The organism is Geodermatophilus sp. SYSU D00758 (assembly GCF_054049955.1).
Window position 1 is genome coordinate 1 of sequence record NZ_JBJGYK010000036.1, and the last position, 15,557, is coordinate 15,557.

Sequence of the window (15,557 nt, forward strand, 5' to 3'; positions counted from 1 at the left end):
TACCACCGCCGTCGCCGGCAGCGCCGCCTCGGCCGACTGACCCCGGTCGAATACGAGACACTCACCCACGCCGCAGCAGCGGCCTGACCCCCTACCGGAACGAGTCAACCGGACTGGGGGCAGTCCCATCAGCTGTGCGGAATCACCATGCAGGACGACGGGGGGATGACCGTGAGGGATTTGGTGTCGTCAAGGGTCACCAGATGGGCCGGCCGTCGTGCCGCTTGACGAGCGATATACCCCGGAGCTCAGGGCGGAGATATCCGCCATCCTCAGCATCTCCGGCAGCGTGGAAAGGCTTGTCAAGCAAGGTAGGTGAAGAAAGCTCCCGCTGTAACGGGCGAGGTGCCAACCCTGGTCGTAACGGCAACCACAACCAAACCCGATCCGAGTGGCGCGACCACGGTCAGTTCCGTGTCACTCACTGATATCGGGTTCACACGTTGGAACCCGAAGCTGACGTCGATGGGGTCAGCGAGCCCGCTGCCGACCACGGTGACTTCGTCCCCCACGGCGCCCTGCGACGGACGCAGTTCCGCGATAACAGGAGGCTCCAAATACGTGAATGTCCCCGCAAATGTAGGGGTAGAAGTCCCCGCTCGATTAGTCACTGCCACATCGATGGTTCCTGTTCCGAACGGCACGGTGACGACTAGTTCTTCCTCCGATAGAACCGATGGCGTCAGGATCTGGAAGCCGAACTGAACGGTGATGGGACCCACAAAAAACCTGCCGAAGATCGAGACTTGATCGCCCTGCTGCCCTTGGTGAGGCAGCAGACCGGTCACTTCGGGGGCCGATACATAGGTGAATCGAGAGTTTTCACCAGCCCCCGAAGTGCCGCCTGGAGTGGTTACGAGAATGTCAACCGTGCCCATACCGTCCGGTGCGACAACGGTGACCTCGCTTTCGCTGGAGCCAATCGGCACAACGCTTTGAAAGCCGAAGCTGAGGTCCATAAGCCTGCCAAAACCCCTGCCCCTCACCGTGACTACATCCCCGGCGAAGCCTTGACGCGGTTCGACTACGGAGACCTCTGGCAACGGAAGGTACGTGAAGCGCGACGCTCCGGTCGCCATTGATGTCCCCGCAGGCGTCGCTACGGTGACATCCACCGTACCTCCGCCTGTCGGAACTGCCACATCAAGTTGCGCGTCGGATTGAGCGAAAATTGCGGCGCTCTCGCTCCCGAAGCGCACATCCGCGAAGCCGGCGAAGCCCGCCCCGGAAATAGACACCCGATCTCCAGACTTCCCCTCGGATGGTACAAGTGCCGCAACCTGTGGAACGCGCGGCACCCAGCTTGACCATAGACACCAAGTGACAATAAAGGCATCCGACACCGACGCGACATCAAAGGTCCACCCAAGCGGAACCTCCCCGAACTGCTGAAAGAGGAAGTCGTGAGAACTGAGGGGCAGTATGGTTGCACTTTGGGCTGATCCGAAGTTTGGCGAGATGGTGATCTGCGTGCCGAGCACGTTGGCGTTTGAAACCCGAAAGTGCATACCTTGACCACCGTAGATGCCCACAGTGGTGTTCTGGTTCCAAGTGCCCGATGTCAACAACTCGCGGCCTTCGTCGTCCGTGGGTGGACACGACATGCGAGCTGATCACCTCTTTTCGTAAGTGCCAGGCTGGTCCAGGGCGCTATTGATTCGTCATATCGGATCCCGCACCGGCGGCGTTAGAACTGGAAGCGCGGGGCTAGGTGTGGGAGGTTGTCGCGGACGTATGTTGCGAAGGGTTCCCGCAGAAGTTCGCCCTCGGAGAAGGTGCCAAGTTCCCAGCTCGGCTGGGGAGCTCGATCAAGCCAACGTGCACCAAAGGTCGTCACACCTAGCCTGGCGAGGCTCAGTGCCCAATCCGCGGTCCAAAGGAAGCGGACAAGCGTCAACATCTTCGCGGGGTATGTGAAGGAATGCGTGATTGTGGCGGTCAGTGACTCTTGAAGCGTCACGCTTGATCTTTGCGTGACGACATGCGTCCACGTCTCCCTGAGATCTCCGGACAGTCGAGTTCCACTGCTCTGCCAACCTGCGCTAAGTGAAAGCGAAAGTTGTGAGCTGTCGGTTATCTCCATACTCACCATGTTCGTGGAGGCGATATTGTGTGTCTTGGTCACCGTCTCTGTCTTTGGGAAGTCCGAATCGAGTTGGTTGGCAACGAGCCAATCCTCAGTTGTAGTCCGCCCGAGCTGTCCACCCTCGAAGGTTGGCCAGTTCTCGGCCAAAATCTCCCTCGGGGTTCCAGGTGTGATCCAGTCGTCAACGCGAAAGTACGACGGCGGGTCCGACGGATATCGTGGAGTGACCTCGACCGCCTCAAGTCGCCAGTCTGCGTCGAGGTGCACGAGATGCCTATCGGTCTCTAACTTGATCTTGTACACTCGGCCGAGGCGAGGCTGACGGTCGAGTGTCACCCACTCTTGGCTCCCCCTCTCGAACGCGTCATGACTTATTAGATCATTGAGCGCGCGCGGTCCGGCTGTGCCGAACTCTCCGAACAGCGTTAAGGAGACGGTGCGGTCCGTGCCAGCGTTTTGGATATCGGCGGTCTTGATCCATACCTCGAACGCCGTGGCAGGAATACCCGTCAGGATGCTGTCCGGAACGTCGTGTGCGACCAAGTGCTGATCAGCACGGAGCCCGAAGGCTCCATAGAAGACGCCTCGGCCATCCCCCCTGTCGCCCGCCTCAAAATTGGGGATCCCTCCTGCGAATCCGCGGCGAGCAAACCACCTATTAACCGCTCTGACAACCGCGCCGGGGTCTCGGAAGTCAGGCTGACCATCCAACTCGTCCTGGTAGGGCTCGTGATACTCAATATAGGCACCGGGCTTGAGGAGGAGCGCTGGGTAGAACACTCCCTGTCCATGGTCCCCTGCTTCAAAGATCGGCACTCCTGTAACGTATCCCCGCTCATAAGCCCATCGACTCACGCCACGCCAAACTTCCTCTATGTCGCTCAGCCAGGGGGAACCTGCTATCTCGTGACGGTAGACGTCGCGAATCTCCCAGGATTGCCCTGGGCGGAGAAAATAGGCGCCGTAGACCAGGCCTTGGTCGGGGGACATTCCCTGCTCAAAGTTGGGCCATCCATGGACGAACCCCTCGCGCACCGCATACCGGTGAATCTGGCGTAGCTGTTCCTCATACGAGTCGAAGGGCATTTGAACTCCTCGGCGTCAAGTCTGTGGACTAGCTGGTCGCGCTACCTGTCGGGACCCGCGATCTTCCGGAGCCTCATTGCTAGGGACCCGAGCCGCCGACGTCCTCACGATCCCCATCACGCGTCACCATGTCGTCAATCTGCGGATCGGGGCGGCGTGGCCTGCCTCACGGCAGGAAGCGTTAGGGCAGGTACATAGCCGAACGCTGGGGCACCGTGGCGTCCTCTTCCTCGACGAGGCCCCGGAGTTCCCCCGCGCCGTGCTCGACACGCTCCGCCAGCCCCTCGAGCGGGGGGAGGTCACCATCTCGCGGGCGCGGTCCTCGGCCACCTTCCCGTGCCGCGCGCAGCTGGTGCTCGCGGCCAACCCCTGCCCGTGCGCCTCCGCTGCCGGCGACACCGCCTGCACCTGCAGCGCGCTGGAGCGCCGGCGCTACCGAGCCCGGCTCTCCGGGCCGCTGCTCGACCGCGTCGACCTGCGCGTCGACCTCCCACCGGTGACCCGCGCGGCCTGGCTGGACGGCGTCGCGGCGCCCGAGCCGACCGCCGACGTGGCCCGCCGCGTGGCCGCGGCCCGCTCGGCCGCGGAGGAACGGCTGCGCGGCACGGGGCTGCACCTGAACAGCGAGGTCCCCGGCCGGTTGCTGCGGGAGCGGTGGGCGCCGCCCCGGCGGGCGCTCGTGCTGGCCGAGCGGGCGCTGGAGCGCGGTGCCCTGTCCGTGCGCGGCCTGGACCGGGTGCTGCGGGTCGCGTGGACGCTGGCCGACCTGTCCGGCCGCCCGGTGCCCGGCCCCGACGACGTCGCCGAGGCCCTGGGGATGCGGCTGCAGCGGGCGGCGGCGTGAGCGCCGCACCCTCGCTCGACGAGGCCCTGGAGGAGGCCGTGGAGGAGGCCCTGGGCGGCGGTCGGGTCTCGGTGGTCGGGCCGGCTGCCGCTGCCGGCCTGCGTCGGGCACGGGCCTGGCTGAGCCGGGCGGCCGAGCCCGGCAGCGTGCCGTTCTGGCGCTTCGTCGACGAGCACGGGCCGGTGGAGGCGGTGCGCCGGCTGCGGGCCGGCTCCGCCCCCGACGCCGTCCGCGCGCTGGTCGGTCCCCGCGCGCAGCAGGACGCCACTCTCGCGGACCTGGCGCGGGCCGAGCGGTGCGGTGCGCGGCTGGTGGTCCCGGAGGACGACGAGTGGCCCGCCCTGGCGCTGCACGCCCTGACCTCGGCGGTGGCCGAGGAGCCGGGGGAGCCGCGGTACCAGTCCCCGCGCACGGTCGCGCCCGTGCCGCCGGTGGCGCTCTGGGTCCGCGGGGCGGTGCGGCTCGACGAGCTGTTCGACCGGTCGGTCGCGGTCGTCGGGGCGCGGGCGTCGAGCGCCTACGGGGAGCACGTGGCCGGCGAGCTGGGCCACGACCTCGCCGCTCGGGGCTGGACGGTGGTCTCCGGCGGGGCCTACGGCATCGACGGCGCCGCGCACCGCGGGGCCCTCGCCGCCGGGGGGCCGACGGCGGCCGTGCTCGCCTGCGGGGTGGACCGCCCCTACCCGGAGGGGCACGGCGCCCTCTTCCACCGGATCGCCACCGACGGGCTCCTGGTCAGCGAGTGGCCACCGGGTGCCGCACCGCACCGGCACCGCTTCCTCGTCCGCAACCGGCTCATCGCCGCCCTCACCCGCGGCACGGTGGTGGTCGAGGCCGCCGCCCGCTCCGGGGCGCAGGCGACCGCGCGCCGTGCCGAACGCCTCGGCCGGCCGGTCATGGTGGTGCCCGGGCCGGTCACGTCGGCGATGTCCGTGGGCTGCCACGAGCTGCTGCGCGACGCGGCGCTGGGCGCGGTGCTCGTCGCCGACGCCGCGCACGTGGTCGAGGTGGTGGGCCGCATCGGTGCCGACCTCGCCGACCCGCCGGCCCGGCCGCAGCAGGCCCGTGACGCGCTCTCCGACGTCGCGGTGCGGGTGCTCGACGCCTGCCCGGTGCGGCGGGGCGTCAGCGCCGAGCGGCTGGCGGCGACCGCGGGCTGCCAGGTGGTGGAGGTGATGCGGGTGCTCCCGGCGCTGGAGCTCGCCGACCTGGTGCAGTGGACCGGCACCGGCTGGCGGCTCGCCCCGCGCCCCCGGCGTGCGGGTGGCGGGGAGGAGGGCGCCGATGGGGGCTGAGCGCAGGTGCCCGGCGCGGCGGCTTGACCGGGCCTCGTCACCGGCGGACGGTGCCGGCGTGGGGGACCGGACCGACGAGGTGCGTGCGGCTCTCGCGCCGCCGCTGGCCGGGGCGCTGGCCGACTACGAGGACCACCTGCGCGCCCAGCGGGAGCTCTCCGCGCACACCGTGCGGGCCTACGTCGGGGACGCCGTCCGGCTGCTGGACCACCTCGCGCGGCGCGGGGGCGGGCGGGTCGACGACCTGGACCTGGCCACCCTGCGCAGCTGGCTGGCGCAGGGCCGCGCGCGGGGGGTGAGCCGCGCCACGATCGCCCGCCGCGCCGCGGCCGCCCGCTCGTTCACCGCCTGGCTGCGCCGGGCCGGGCTCACCCCCGAGGACGTGGGCCAGCGCCTGGTCAGCCCCCGGGCCCACCGCACGCTGCCCGACGTGCTCGCCCCCGACCAGGCGCGGGCCGCGGTCGAGTCGCGGGCCGGCGCGGAGGACCCGGTGGGGCTGCGCGACGCCGTCGTCCTGGAGCTGCTCTACGCCAGCGGCATCCGGGTCAGCGAGCTCGTCGGCCTGGACGTCGACGACGTCGACCGCGGCCGCCGGCTGCTGCGGGTGCTGGGCAAGGGCCGCAAGGAGCGCAGCGTGCCCTACGGGGCCCCGGCCGAGCGCGCCCTCGACGCCTGGCTGACCCGCGGCCGGCCGGCGCTGGCCACCCCCGGCTCGGGCCCGGCCCTGCTGCTCGGCCGGCGCGGGCGCCGGCTGGACCCCCGGGAGGCCCGCCGGGCGGTGCACGCCGCGGTCGCCGCCGCGCCCGGCGCGCCGGACGTCGGCCCGCACGGGCTGCGGCACTCGGCGGCCACGCACGTCCTCGAGGGCGGCGCCGACCTGCGCTCGGTGCAGGAGCTGCTCGGTCACGCCAGCCTCGCGACCACGCAGATCTACACCCACGTCACGGTGGACCGGCTTCGCGCGGTCCACGCCCAGGCGCACCCGCGAGCCTGAGAGGACTTCGGCGTCGGTCTGGGAGAGTGACCGTGGGTGCGACCGGCGCCGGCCGCCCATCCAGTGCCCGACCACGGCCTCCCCGGAGGCCCACGACCTGCCGGGGGAGCGCGAACCGTGCCCGAGGCCACCATCGACCGGCTCGACGAGGCCAGTGACGACACCCTGGCCGAGATGTGGTCGCGCTACGTCGTCGACCGCGACACCGCACTGCGCGACCGGCTGATCCTGCACTACGCGCCGCTGGTGAAGTACGTCGCCGGCCGCGTCGGCAGCGGCCTGCCCGCCCACGTCGAGCAGGCCGACCTGGTGTCCTACGGCACCTTCGGCCTCATCGACGCCATCACCCGCTACCAGCCCTCCCGCGAGGTCAAGTTCGAGAGCTACGCGATGGCGCGCATCCGCGGCGCGATCATCGACGAGCTGCGCAGCACCGACTGGATCCCGCGGTCGGTCCGCATGCGGGCCCGCCAGTTCGAGCGCACCGTCGCGGCGCTGGAGAGCCGGCTGCAGCGCAGCCCCAGCGACGAGGAGGTGGCCGCCGAGATGGACATGGACGTCGAGGAGGTCCGCAAGTTCCTCGGCCAGCTGTCGCTGGTCAACGTGGTGGCGCTCGACGAGCTGCTCGGCGACGACGAGGGCGGCGCCCCCCGCCTGGTCGACACGCTGCAGGACTCCAGCGCCCTCGACCCGCAGGCGATGGCCGAGCACGGCGAGGCCCGCCAGCTGCTGGCCCGGGCGGTCGAGCAGCTGCCCGAGCGCGAGAAGGTCGTCGTCAGCCTCTACTACTTCGAGGGCCTCACGCTCGCCGACATCGGCCGGGTGCTGGGCGTCACCGAGAGCCGGATCTGCCAGCTGCACACCAAGGCGGTGCTGCACCTGCGGAGCAAGCTCGCCGACATCGCGTGACGGCCGCGCCCGGGGCCGGGCCGGCGTCGTCCGGCGGCGAGGTGCTCGAGCACGCCCTGCTGCCCGTCCGCCCGGGGACGGAGGAGGAGTTCGAGGCCGCCTTCCGCCGGGCCCGGCCGCTGATCGAGGCCGCGCCGGGCTGCCGGTGGGTGTCGCTGACCCGCTGCCTGGAGCGCCCCGGCACCTACCTGCTGCTCGTGGGCTGGGAGCGCCTCGAGGACCACACCGAGGGCTTCCGCGGCTCGGCCGCCTACGCCGAGTGGCGACGACTGCTGCACCACCACTACGACCCGTTCCCCGTCGTCGAGCACTTCACCGAGGTCCCGCGGGAGCAGCCGCGCTGAGCAGCGGCAGCAGCCGGACCTCGCGGGAGAGCAGCGCCAGCGGGTCCAGGTAGGTCTCCCCGCGGCGCAGGCCCCAGTGCAGGCAGGCCGCGGCCGGGCACCCGTCGTGCCCGGCGGCCAGGGTGCCCAGCGGTTCCCCCCGGCGCACCGCCTGGCCGGCGCCGACGACGGCGGTCACCGGCTCGTACGTCGTCCGCAGGCCGCCGGCGTGCTCGACGCTGACCACCGGGCGGCCGGCCACCATGCCGGCGAAGGCCACCGTCCCGTCGCCGGCCGCGCGCACCACCTCGCCCGGCGAGCCGGCGAGGTCCACGCCGCGGTGCCCCGCCGCGTAGGGGTGCGGCAGGTCGTCGAACGGGCGCGTGACCGCGCCCGCCACCGGGCGCGTCCACGCCCCCGCCGCGGCGGCGGGGGAGGGCCGGTCCGGCTCCGCACCGGCCGCCCCGGCGGCGAGGACCGGGCCGGCGAGGAGCGGGCCGGCGAGGAGCGGGCCGACCAGGAGCAGGCCGACCAGGAGCAGGCGGAGCAGCGGCAGGAGCGGGACGACACCGAGCGGGCGGGAGCGCACCGGCCCACGGTCGGCGGGGGAGCGGGCCGGCGGGGGCCGGGATCCGGGCCTGTGGACGGCCTCCGGGGCGCGGGGAGGAGGTGCCCGCAGGGCGGGTATGCTGTCCGGTGCGGCCCGCTCCGGCGGGTCGACTTCGCGCGTCCTCGCCCGCCGGTCGGCGGGGCGGTCGTCACCTCGGTCCCTGCGGGGTCGTGACGCCGCAGGACGCCAGGGCGGGCCACCACCCCGGTGCCCGCGTCAACCGAGGAGCGCGACCGCCCGGCGGTCGTGCGCGTACAGAGAGGCTGCGCACCATGGCAGTCGTCAGCATGAAGCAGCTGCTCGACAGCGGCGTCCACTTCGGGCACCAGACCCGTCGCTGGAACCCGAAGATGAAGCGGTTCATCTTCACCGAGCGCAACGGCATCTACATCATCGACCTGCAGCAGACGCTCGGGTACATCGACAACGCCTACGAGTTCGTCAAGCAGACGGTCGCGCACGGCGGCACGATCCTGTTCATCGGCACCAAGCGCCAGGCGCAGGAGGTCATCGCCGAGCAGGCGCAGCGGGTCGGCATGCCCTACGTCAACCAGCGCTGGCTGGGCGGCATGCTCACCAACTTCCAGACCGTGCACAAGCGGCTGCAGCGGCTCAAGGAGCTCGAGGACATGGAGCAGACCGGCGTCATGGCCAGTCTCTCCAAGAAGGAGACCCTCGGCCTGACCCGCGAGAAGGCCAAGCTGGAGCGCAGCCTGGGCGGTATCCGGGACATGCAGAAGGTCCCCAGCGCCGTGTGGGTCGTCGACACCAAGAAGGAGCACATCGCCGTCGGCGAGGCCCGCAAGCTGGGCATCCCGGTCGTCGCGATCCTCGACACCAACTGCGACCCGGACGAGGTCGACTACAAGATCCCGGGCAACGACGACGCGATCCGCAGCGCCGCCCTGCTGACCCGCGTGGTCGCCGACGCCGTCGCCGAGGGCCTGATGGCCCGCTCGTCGGCGCAGGCCAACGCCGGGCGCGCCGACGGCGAGGCGCCGGCCATCGGCGGCGACGAGCCGCTGGCCGACTGGGAGCGCGAGCTGCTGACCGGTCAGCAGGACACCGCCCAGGAGGTCGCCGCCCAGGAGGCGACCGCCCAGGCCGAGCCGCTGCCGGAGACCCCCGCCGCCGCGCCCGAGGTGACCGCGAACGAGGTCGCCCCGGTCGAGGGCGTGCCCGCGACCGGCGACACGACCACCGGCACCCAGGGCGCCCAGAACGGCTGAGTGAGGCCCCCCTCGCCCCCCCGTCGCTCGCACGCTCGCGACGGGCCCCTGCGAGGGGGCCTTCCAGGCTCACCCACGTACCGAGACTCCTGAGGAGAAGGACATGGCTGACTTCACCGCGGCCGACGTCAAGCGTCTCCGCGACGCCACCGGCGCCGGCATGATGGACTGCAAGAAGGCGCTCACCGAGGCCGAGGGCGACTACGACAAGGCCGTCGAGCTGCTGCGCATCAAGGGCGCCAAGGACGTCGGCAAGCGCCTGGAGCGCTCGACGACCAACGGCGTCGTCGTCAGCAAGGACGGCGCCCTGCTCGAGCTCGACTGCGAGACCGACTTCGTCGCCAAGAACGCCGACTTCGTCGCGCTGGCCGAGCGCCTGCTCCAGATCGGCCTGGACAGCAAGCCGGCCGACGCCGCCGGGCTGCTCGAGACCGAGGTGGACGGCCAGACCGTCGCCTCGCTCGTCGAGGCCGAGTCGGCCCGCATCGGCGAGAAGCTCGTGCTGTCCCGGTTCGTCGCCTTCGAGGGGCAGACCGCCACCTACCTGCACAAGCGCGCCACCGACCTGCCGCCGGCCATCGGCGTCGCCGTGCAGTACAGCGGCGGGTCCGAGGACGCCGCGCGCAGCCTGGCGATGCACATCGCCGCCGCCCGCCCGCGCTTCCTCTCCCGCGACGAGGTCCCGGCCGAGACGGTCGAGACCGAGCGCCGGGTCGCCGAGCAGACGGCCAAGGAGGAGGGCAAGCCCGAGCAGGCGATCACCAAGATCGTCGAGGGTCGGGTCAACGCCTACTACAAGGACTTCGTCCTGCTCGAGCAGCCGTCGATCACCGAGCCGAAGCGCACGGTCAAGCAGATCGTCGACGAGGCGGGCCTGACCGTGGAGCGTTTCGCCCGCTTCGAGGTCGGCCAGGCGTAGCACCAGCCGAGGAAGGACCCCGTCGCCCCGATCGGCCCCGTCCCAGGGGCCCGCGCCTGCGCATGCGAGGCGTGAGGGGCGGCGGGGTCCTTCGTCCGTCCCCCGGGACGGGGCCTGAGGCCTACCCGGGCCCGGCGCCGGTGGTCGGCGCTCCGGGAGAACGACCCCGGGCCATGCGGCAGGATCAGGGGAACGCCGCCGAGCGAGGGAAGAACCGTTGACCGACACCGCCGCGCCGACCACCGCCGTCCCGCTGTCCGCGCCCAGCGCGTTCCAGCCCGCCGACGGCGCCGGCTACACCCGCGTCCTGCTCAAGCTCTCCGGCGAGGCCTTCGGTGGCGGCCGGGTGGGCGTGGACTCGGCCATCGTCCAGGGCATCGCCGAGCAGCTGGCCACGGTGGTGCACGGCGGCGCGCAGGTCGCCGTCGTGGTCGGTGGGGGCAACTTCTTCCGCGGGGCCGAGCTCGAGCAGGCCGGCATGGACCGTCGGCACGCCGACTACATGGGCATGCTGGGGACGGTCATGAACTGCCTGGCGCTGCAGGCGTTCTGCGAGCAGGTCGGGCTCGAGACCCGCGTGCAGACGGCGATCACCATGGGACAGGTCGCCGAGCCCTACATCCCGCGCAAGGCCGTCCGCCACCTGGAGAAGGGCCGTCTGGTCATCTTCGGGGCCGGCGCCGGCATGCCGTACTTCTCCACCGACACCGTGGCCGCCCAGCGGGCCCTGGAGATCGGCTGCCAGGTGCTTCTCATGGCGAAGAACGGGGTGGACGGCGTCTACGACGACGACCCGCGCGCCAACCCGGCCGCGGTCATGTACGAGGCCCTCGACTACGCCACCGTGCTGGGCAAGCAGCTCAAGGTGGCCGACGCGACGGCGATCAGCCTGTGCATGGACAACCGCATGCCGATCGTGGTCTTCAACCTGCTGCGCGACGGCAACATAGCCCGCGCCGTGGCAGGTGAGAGGATCGGGACGCTGATCAGCGACCCGGCCTGACCCGCGGCGCCGACGACCGGCCCGCATCCCGTGACAGCGGCGGCACCCCCGCCGCCCCAGGAGGAGAGATCCGTGATCGACGACACCCTGCTCGACGCCGAGGAGCGGATGGACAAGGCCCTGTCGGTCGCGCGCGAGGACCTCGGCTCGGTGCGCACCGGTCGCGCCGCACCGTCGATGTTCAACAAGGTGCTGGTCGACTACTACGGCGCCCCGACACCGGTGCCGCAGATGTCGTCGATCACCGTGCCCGAGGCGCGCATGGCGGTCATCAAGCCCTACGACGTCAGCCAGCTCTCGGCGATCGAGAAGGCCATCCGCGACAGCGACCTCGGGGTCAACCCGACCAACGACGGCCAGATCATCCGCGTGGTCTTCCCGCAGCTGACCGAGGAGCGCCGCCGCGACCTGGTGAAGATGGCCCGCTCGAAGGGCGAGGACGCCAAGGTCGCGATCCGCAACATCCGGCGCCGCAGCAAGGAGGAGCTCGACCGCATCGCCAAGGACGGCGAGGCGGGGGAGGACGACGTGCGCCGCGCGGAGAAGGAGCTCGACGACCTGACCGCCAAGCACGTCGGCAGCATCGACGAGGCGGTCAAGAACAAGGAGTCCGAGCTCCTCGAGGTCTGAGCACCCGTCCTCCCGCGATGACCCGCGATCCCGACACCGGGCCGCTGCCGGCGGCCGGCCGGCCGGTCCCCCCGGCGCCCTCGACCCGACCGCCGGCCGAGCCCGGGACGGCCGAGCCCGGGACGGCCGAGCCCAGGACGGCCGAGCCGCGGACGGTCGAGCTGGCGATCCCCGGGCCGGTGCCCGCCCAGGCGCCCGGCGACGAGCCCACGACGGAGTCGATCGGCCCCACGCTGGTCGGCCCGCCGGCCAAGCGGCGCGGCCGCGCCGGGCGCAACATGCTGGCCGCCATCGGCGTCGGCGCCACGCTCGGGGCGCTCGTCCTGGTCTCGCTGCTGGTCTGGCGGCCGGCGTTCCTCGGCGTCCTGACCGTGGCGATCCTCATCGGGGTCATCGAGCTGACCCGCGCCCTGGAGGCCGGGGACGTCCGGCCGCCGCTGGCCCCCGTCCTGGTCGGGACGCTGGCCATGATCGGCCTGGCCTGGACGCGCGGCCCCTCGGGGCTGGTCGTGGCCTTCCTGCTCACGGTCCTCGGGGTCCTGCTCTGGCGGCTGGCCGAGGGGCCCGAGGACTACCTGCGGGACGCCTCCGCCGGGGTGTTCGTCGCGCTGTACGTCCCCTTCCTCGCCGGCTTCGCCGTCCTGCTGCTGGTGCCCGACGACGGGGCCGTCCGCGTGCTGCTGTTCATCGCGACCGTGGTCGGCAACGACGTCGGCGGCTTCGCGGCCGGGGTGCTCCTCGGCCGGCACCCGATGGCGCCCTCGGTGAGCCCGAAGAAGTCGTGGGAGGGCATGGGGGGGTCGGTGCTGGCCTGCGTCCTCGTCGCCACGCCGATCGTCGTCCTGGGGCTGGACGGGCCCTGGTGGGGCGGGGTGCTGCTCGGCGTCGCCCTCGCGGTCAGCGCGACCGTCGGCGACCTGGCCGAGTCGCTGCTCAAGCGCGACCTCGGGATCAAGGACATGGGCAGCCTGCTGCCCGGCCACGGCGGGCTGATGGACCGGCTCGACTCGCTGCTGCCCTCGGCGGCGGTGGCCTACCTGCTGCTGTCCTGGGTGGTCCCGGTCTAGGTCGTCGCGGGGCGCGTGGCGTCCCAGCAGGCACCGACGTCGACGAAGCCCCGTCGGGCGTACCAGTGCCGCGGCCAGTCGTCGGCGGCGGCCTCGAGCACCACCAGGTCGCACCCGGCCGCGGCGGCCCGGCCGAGCAGCCGGGTCAGGACGGCGTCGGCGTACCCGCGGCCCCGCACCCCCGGCTCGGTCGCCACCCCCTCGACGGCCGCCGTGCCGCCGTCCACCCGCAGCTGGCCGGTGGCCACCACCCGGCCGGCCTCGCGCACCGCCACGTCGGTCACCGCCACCACCGCCCCGGTGCGGTGCTCCCGGCCGACCAGTTGCGCCACGACCTCGTCGAGGTCCGGCCGCGCCGGCAGGTCGCGGCGCCAGGACCGCGCCCAGAGGTGGTGCAGCTCCTCCTGCGCGACGACCTCGGCGCGCCGCCCGCCGTCCACCGGGACGTCGACCGTGCCGCCCAGGCGCCGGGCCATGACCCGCAGCTCGCCCACCTCCCACCCGCGCCCGGCCAGCTCGGCGGCGACCTCCCCGCCGCCGGGGCCGCGCAGCACCACCGACTCGGCCGGCCACCCGGCGTCGGCGGCCACCTCCCGCGCGGTGCGCTCGACGGTCGCGGCGTCGACCGGCGCGGTGAGCACGAGGGCGTTGTCGTCCCGGGAGAAGCGGTACGCGGGGTCGAGCACCGCGACCCCGCCGGGCACGTCGCGGACCTCGGGGGCGCGCCGGACCTGCAGCGAGGTCAACAGCGCGGTGGCCCGGCCGAGGGCGTCGTCCGGCCCCGGGAGCAGCGGCGGCACCGGCGGCCGGTACGGCACGACGGCGGTCACCGCCCGGGTGGGCAGCTCACCGTGGAGGTGCGGGAAGCGCATCCCGGCCGGGTCACCGGGTGCGCCGGGCTCCCAGCGCAACGGGTCGGTCAGCCGGGACGGGTCGACGACGAGCAGCACGAGGTCCCGGCGGCCGGGGAACAGCCGCCGGGCGGGCAGGTGCACCTGGGCGGGGGTGGACAGGTGCACGAAGCCGGATCCGGCCAGGGACGGCGGGCGTAGCGCGCCGGCGTCGAGCGCCGCCCGCCACGCGGCCGGCTCGACCAGGTGCAGCAGGACGTCGTCGGGCACTCTGCGATCCTGCCCCGGTGACCGCCGAGCCCGAGCCCGGGGCCGGGCCGACCGAGTGGGGGAGCGCCGTCGGGGTGGGTCCCTGGACCGGCCCCTGGCCCGAGGACCCCCGCTACGACCCCGAGCTGCTGGCCGCCGGGGACCGCCGCAACGTCGCCGACCGCTACCGGTACTGGACCGTCGAGGCGATCGTCGCCGACCTCGACACCCGCCGGCACCCCTTCCACGTCGCCATCGAGAACTTCGGCCACGACCTCAACATCGGGACGGTCGTGCGCACGGCCAACGCCTTCCTGGCCGCCGAGGTGCACGTCGTGGGCCGGCGCCGCTGGAACCGCCGCGGGGCGATGGTCACCGACCGCTACCAGCACCTGCGCCACCACCCCGACGTGGCGTCCCTCGCCGGCTTCGCCGCGGCTGCCCGGCTGCCGGTCGTCGCCGTCGACACCGGCCCCGGGGCGGTGCCGCTGGAGACCGCCGTGCTGCCGGAACGCTGCGTGCTCCTCTTCGGCGCCGAGGGGCCGGGGCTGACGCCGGAGGCGCGCGCGGCGGCCGCCGTCACCGTCTCCATCGCCCAGTTCGGCTCCACCCGGTCGATCAACGCGGGGGTGGCCGCCGGGATCGCCATGCACGCCTGGGTGCGCCAGCACGCCGACCCGGGCGCCGCCGGGTGACTCAGCACAGCGGCGGGTCGGGGTCGATGCCCCGTGCCCGCAGCGCCTCCTCGACGGCCGTGCAGACGGTGCGGACGACGTCCACCCGGGCCCACCGCTTGTCGTCGCCGGCGACCAGGTGCCACCGGCCGGCGGGGTGGTCGGTGCGCTCGAGCATCTCCTCGACGGCCGCCTCGTAGGCCCCCCGCTTCTCGCGGTTGCGCCAGTCCTCGTCGGTGAGCTTCCAGGCCCGGTAGGGATCGCGGTGCCGGGACTCGAACCGGCGCAGCTGCTCCTCCGGGGAGACGTGCACCCAGAACTTCACGAGGACCGTGCCCTCCGCGGCCAGCGTCGTCTCCAGGTCGACGATCTCCCCGTACGCCCGCCGCCAGGCCTCCTCGGGCGCGAAGCCCTCGACGCGCTCGACCAGGACCCGGCCGTACCAGGTGCGGTCGAGCACCGCCATGCCGCCCCAGCCGGGCAGCACGGGCCAGAACCGCCACAGGAAGTGGTGGCGCTTCTCGTCGTGGGTGGGCGCGGCGAACTGGGCGACGCGGACGTGCCGGGGGTCGAGGTGGTCGACCAGGCGCTTGATCGCGCCGCCCTTGCCGGAGGCGTCCCAGCCCTCGAAGAGCACCAGCAGCGGCGGGCCGATCTCGCCGGGGCCGATTTGGCCGCCCAGCAGCAGCCGCAGGTGCACCAGGCGCTCCTGCGCCGCGGCCAGCTGCCGCTTGCCCTCCCCCTTCGACAGTCGCAGGGACAGGTCGACCTCGGCCAGCCGGCTCATG

The 15,557-nt window shown here is 72.5% G+C and carries 16 protein-coding genes; 11 read left to right on the plus strand and 5 right to left on the minus strand.

What is annotated here, in order from left to right; translation table 11 throughout:
* Window positions 1-302 precede the first annotated feature (302 nt).
* Both ACI8AC_RS20070 and ACI8AC_RS20075 read right to left on the minus strand, forming a co-directional pair.
* Window positions 303-1,532 (minus strand): IPT/TIG domain-containing protein, encoded by a 1,230-nt coding sequence (locus ACI8AC_RS20070; RefSeq protein ID WP_456899598.1) that lies wholly within the window; start codon window positions 1,530-1,532, stop codon window positions 303-305.
* Between the two features lie 155 nt (window positions 1,533-1,687).
* On the minus strand, window positions 1,688-3,172 hold the full coding sequence (locus ACI8AC_RS20075) for a PLAT/LH2 domain-containing protein (RefSeq protein WP_456899599.1): 1,485 nt from the start codon (window positions 3,170-3,172) through the stop codon (window positions 1,688-1,690).
* A gap of 76 nt (window positions 3,173-3,248) precedes the next feature.
* Between ACI8AC_RS20075 and ACI8AC_RS20080 the strand changes: the two genes are divergently transcribed.
* The 5 genes from ACI8AC_RS20080 (at window position 3,249) to ACI8AC_RS20100 (ending at window position 7,558) form a co-directional block, all read left to right on the plus strand.
* Window positions 3,249-4,016 carry an ATP-binding protein gene (locus ACI8AC_RS20080; RefSeq protein WP_456899600.1) on the plus strand — a complete coding sequence of 256 codons (768 nt, stop codon included), beginning with the start codon at window positions 3,249-3,251 and terminating at the stop codon, window positions 4,014-4,016.
* Window positions 4,013-5,311, plus strand: coding sequence for a DNA-processing protein DprA (gene dprA, locus ACI8AC_RS20085; RefSeq protein ID WP_456899601.1), 1,299 nt, complete (start codon window positions 4,013-4,015; stop codon window positions 5,309-5,311). The genes ACI8AC_RS20080 and dprA overlap by 4 nt, the downstream gene beginning before the upstream one ends.
* A 58-nt stretch (window positions 5,312-5,369) precedes the next feature.
* Entirely contained in the window at window positions 5,370-6,305 is a 936-nt protein-coding gene (locus ACI8AC_RS20090; protein WP_456899602.1) for a tyrosine-type recombinase/integrase, read from the plus strand.
* 117 nt (window positions 6,306-6,422) lie between these two features.
* Window positions 6,423-7,214, plus strand: coding sequence for an RNA polymerase sigma factor WhiG (gene whiG / locus ACI8AC_RS20095; RefSeq protein WP_456899603.1), 792 nt, complete (start codon window positions 6,423-6,425; stop codon window positions 7,212-7,214).
* Window positions 7,211-7,558 carry an antibiotic biosynthesis monooxygenase family protein gene (locus ACI8AC_RS20100; RefSeq protein WP_456899604.1) on the plus strand — a complete coding sequence of 116 codons (348 nt, stop codon included), beginning with the start codon at window positions 7,211-7,213 and terminating at the stop codon, window positions 7,556-7,558. Before whiG ends, ACI8AC_RS20100 begins: the two co-directional genes overlap by 4 nt.
* On the opposite strand, the gene ACI8AC_RS20105 is transcribed toward ACI8AC_RS20100, so the two are convergent.
* Window positions 7,527-8,126 (minus strand): murein hydrolase activator EnvC family protein, encoded by a 600-nt coding sequence (locus tag ACI8AC_RS20105; protein WP_456899605.1) that lies wholly within the window; start codon window positions 8,124-8,126, stop codon window positions 7,527-7,529. The two genes, ACI8AC_RS20100 and ACI8AC_RS20105, sit on opposite strands and share 32 nt — an antisense overlap.
* Before the next feature lie 293 nt (window positions 8,127-8,419).
* Here ACI8AC_RS20105 and rpsB point away from each other — a divergent pair, with 293 nt between their 5' ends.
* From rpsB to ACI8AC_RS20130, 5 genes are all read left to right on the plus strand, one after another.
* Window positions 8,420-9,376 (plus strand): 30S ribosomal protein S2, encoded by a 957-nt coding sequence (rpsB, locus tag ACI8AC_RS20110; protein WP_456899606.1) that lies wholly within the window; start codon window positions 8,420-8,422, stop codon window positions 9,374-9,376.
* 103 nt (window positions 9,377-9,479) lie between these two features.
* Window positions 9,480-10,295 carry a translation elongation factor Ts gene (gene tsf, locus ACI8AC_RS20115; RefSeq protein ID WP_456899607.1) on the plus strand — a complete coding sequence of 272 codons (816 nt, stop codon included), beginning with the start codon at window positions 9,480-9,482 and terminating at the stop codon, window positions 10,293-10,295.
* Between the two features lie 217 nt (window positions 10,296-10,512).
* Window positions 10,513-11,298: a UMP kinase gene (gene pyrH, locus ACI8AC_RS20120; protein WP_456899608.1), complete on the plus strand. Its 786-nt coding sequence runs from the start codon at window positions 10,513-10,515 to the stop codon at window positions 11,296-11,298.
* A gap of 72 nt (window positions 11,299-11,370) precedes the next feature.
* Window positions 11,371-11,928, plus strand: a complete 558-nt coding sequence (gene frr, locus ACI8AC_RS20125) for a ribosome recycling factor (protein ID WP_117379053.1) — start codon at window positions 11,371-11,373, stop codon at window positions 11,926-11,928.
* Window positions 11,929-11,945: 17 nt separating this feature from the next.
* Window positions 11,946-12,995, plus strand: a complete 1,050-nt coding sequence (locus ACI8AC_RS20130) for a phosphatidate cytidylyltransferase (protein ID WP_456899609.1) — start codon at window positions 11,946-11,948, stop codon at window positions 12,993-12,995.
* On the opposite strand, the gene ACI8AC_RS20135 is transcribed toward ACI8AC_RS20130, so the two are convergent.
* On the minus strand, window positions 12,992-14,116 hold the full coding sequence (locus ACI8AC_RS20135) for a GNAT family N-acetyltransferase (RefSeq protein WP_456899610.1): 1,125 nt from the start codon (window positions 14,114-14,116) through the stop codon (window positions 12,992-12,994). The two genes, ACI8AC_RS20130 and ACI8AC_RS20135, sit on opposite strands and share 4 nt — an antisense overlap.
* 17 nt (window positions 14,117-14,133) lie before the next feature.
* Here ACI8AC_RS20135 and ACI8AC_RS20140 point away from each other — a divergent pair, with 17 nt between their 5' ends.
* Entirely contained in the window at window positions 14,134-14,790 is a 657-nt protein-coding gene (locus ACI8AC_RS20140) for a TrmH family RNA methyltransferase (protein ID WP_456899611.1), read from the plus strand.
* A 1-nt stretch (window position 14,791) separates the two neighbouring features.
* On the opposite strand, the gene ACI8AC_RS20145 is transcribed toward ACI8AC_RS20140, so the two are convergent.
* Complete coding sequence (locus ACI8AC_RS20145) at window positions 14,792-15,556, minus strand: polyphosphate kinase 2 family protein (protein ID WP_456899612.1); 765 nt, start codon at window positions 15,554-15,556, stop codon at window positions 14,792-14,794.
* Window position 15,557 lies beyond the last annotated feature (1 nt).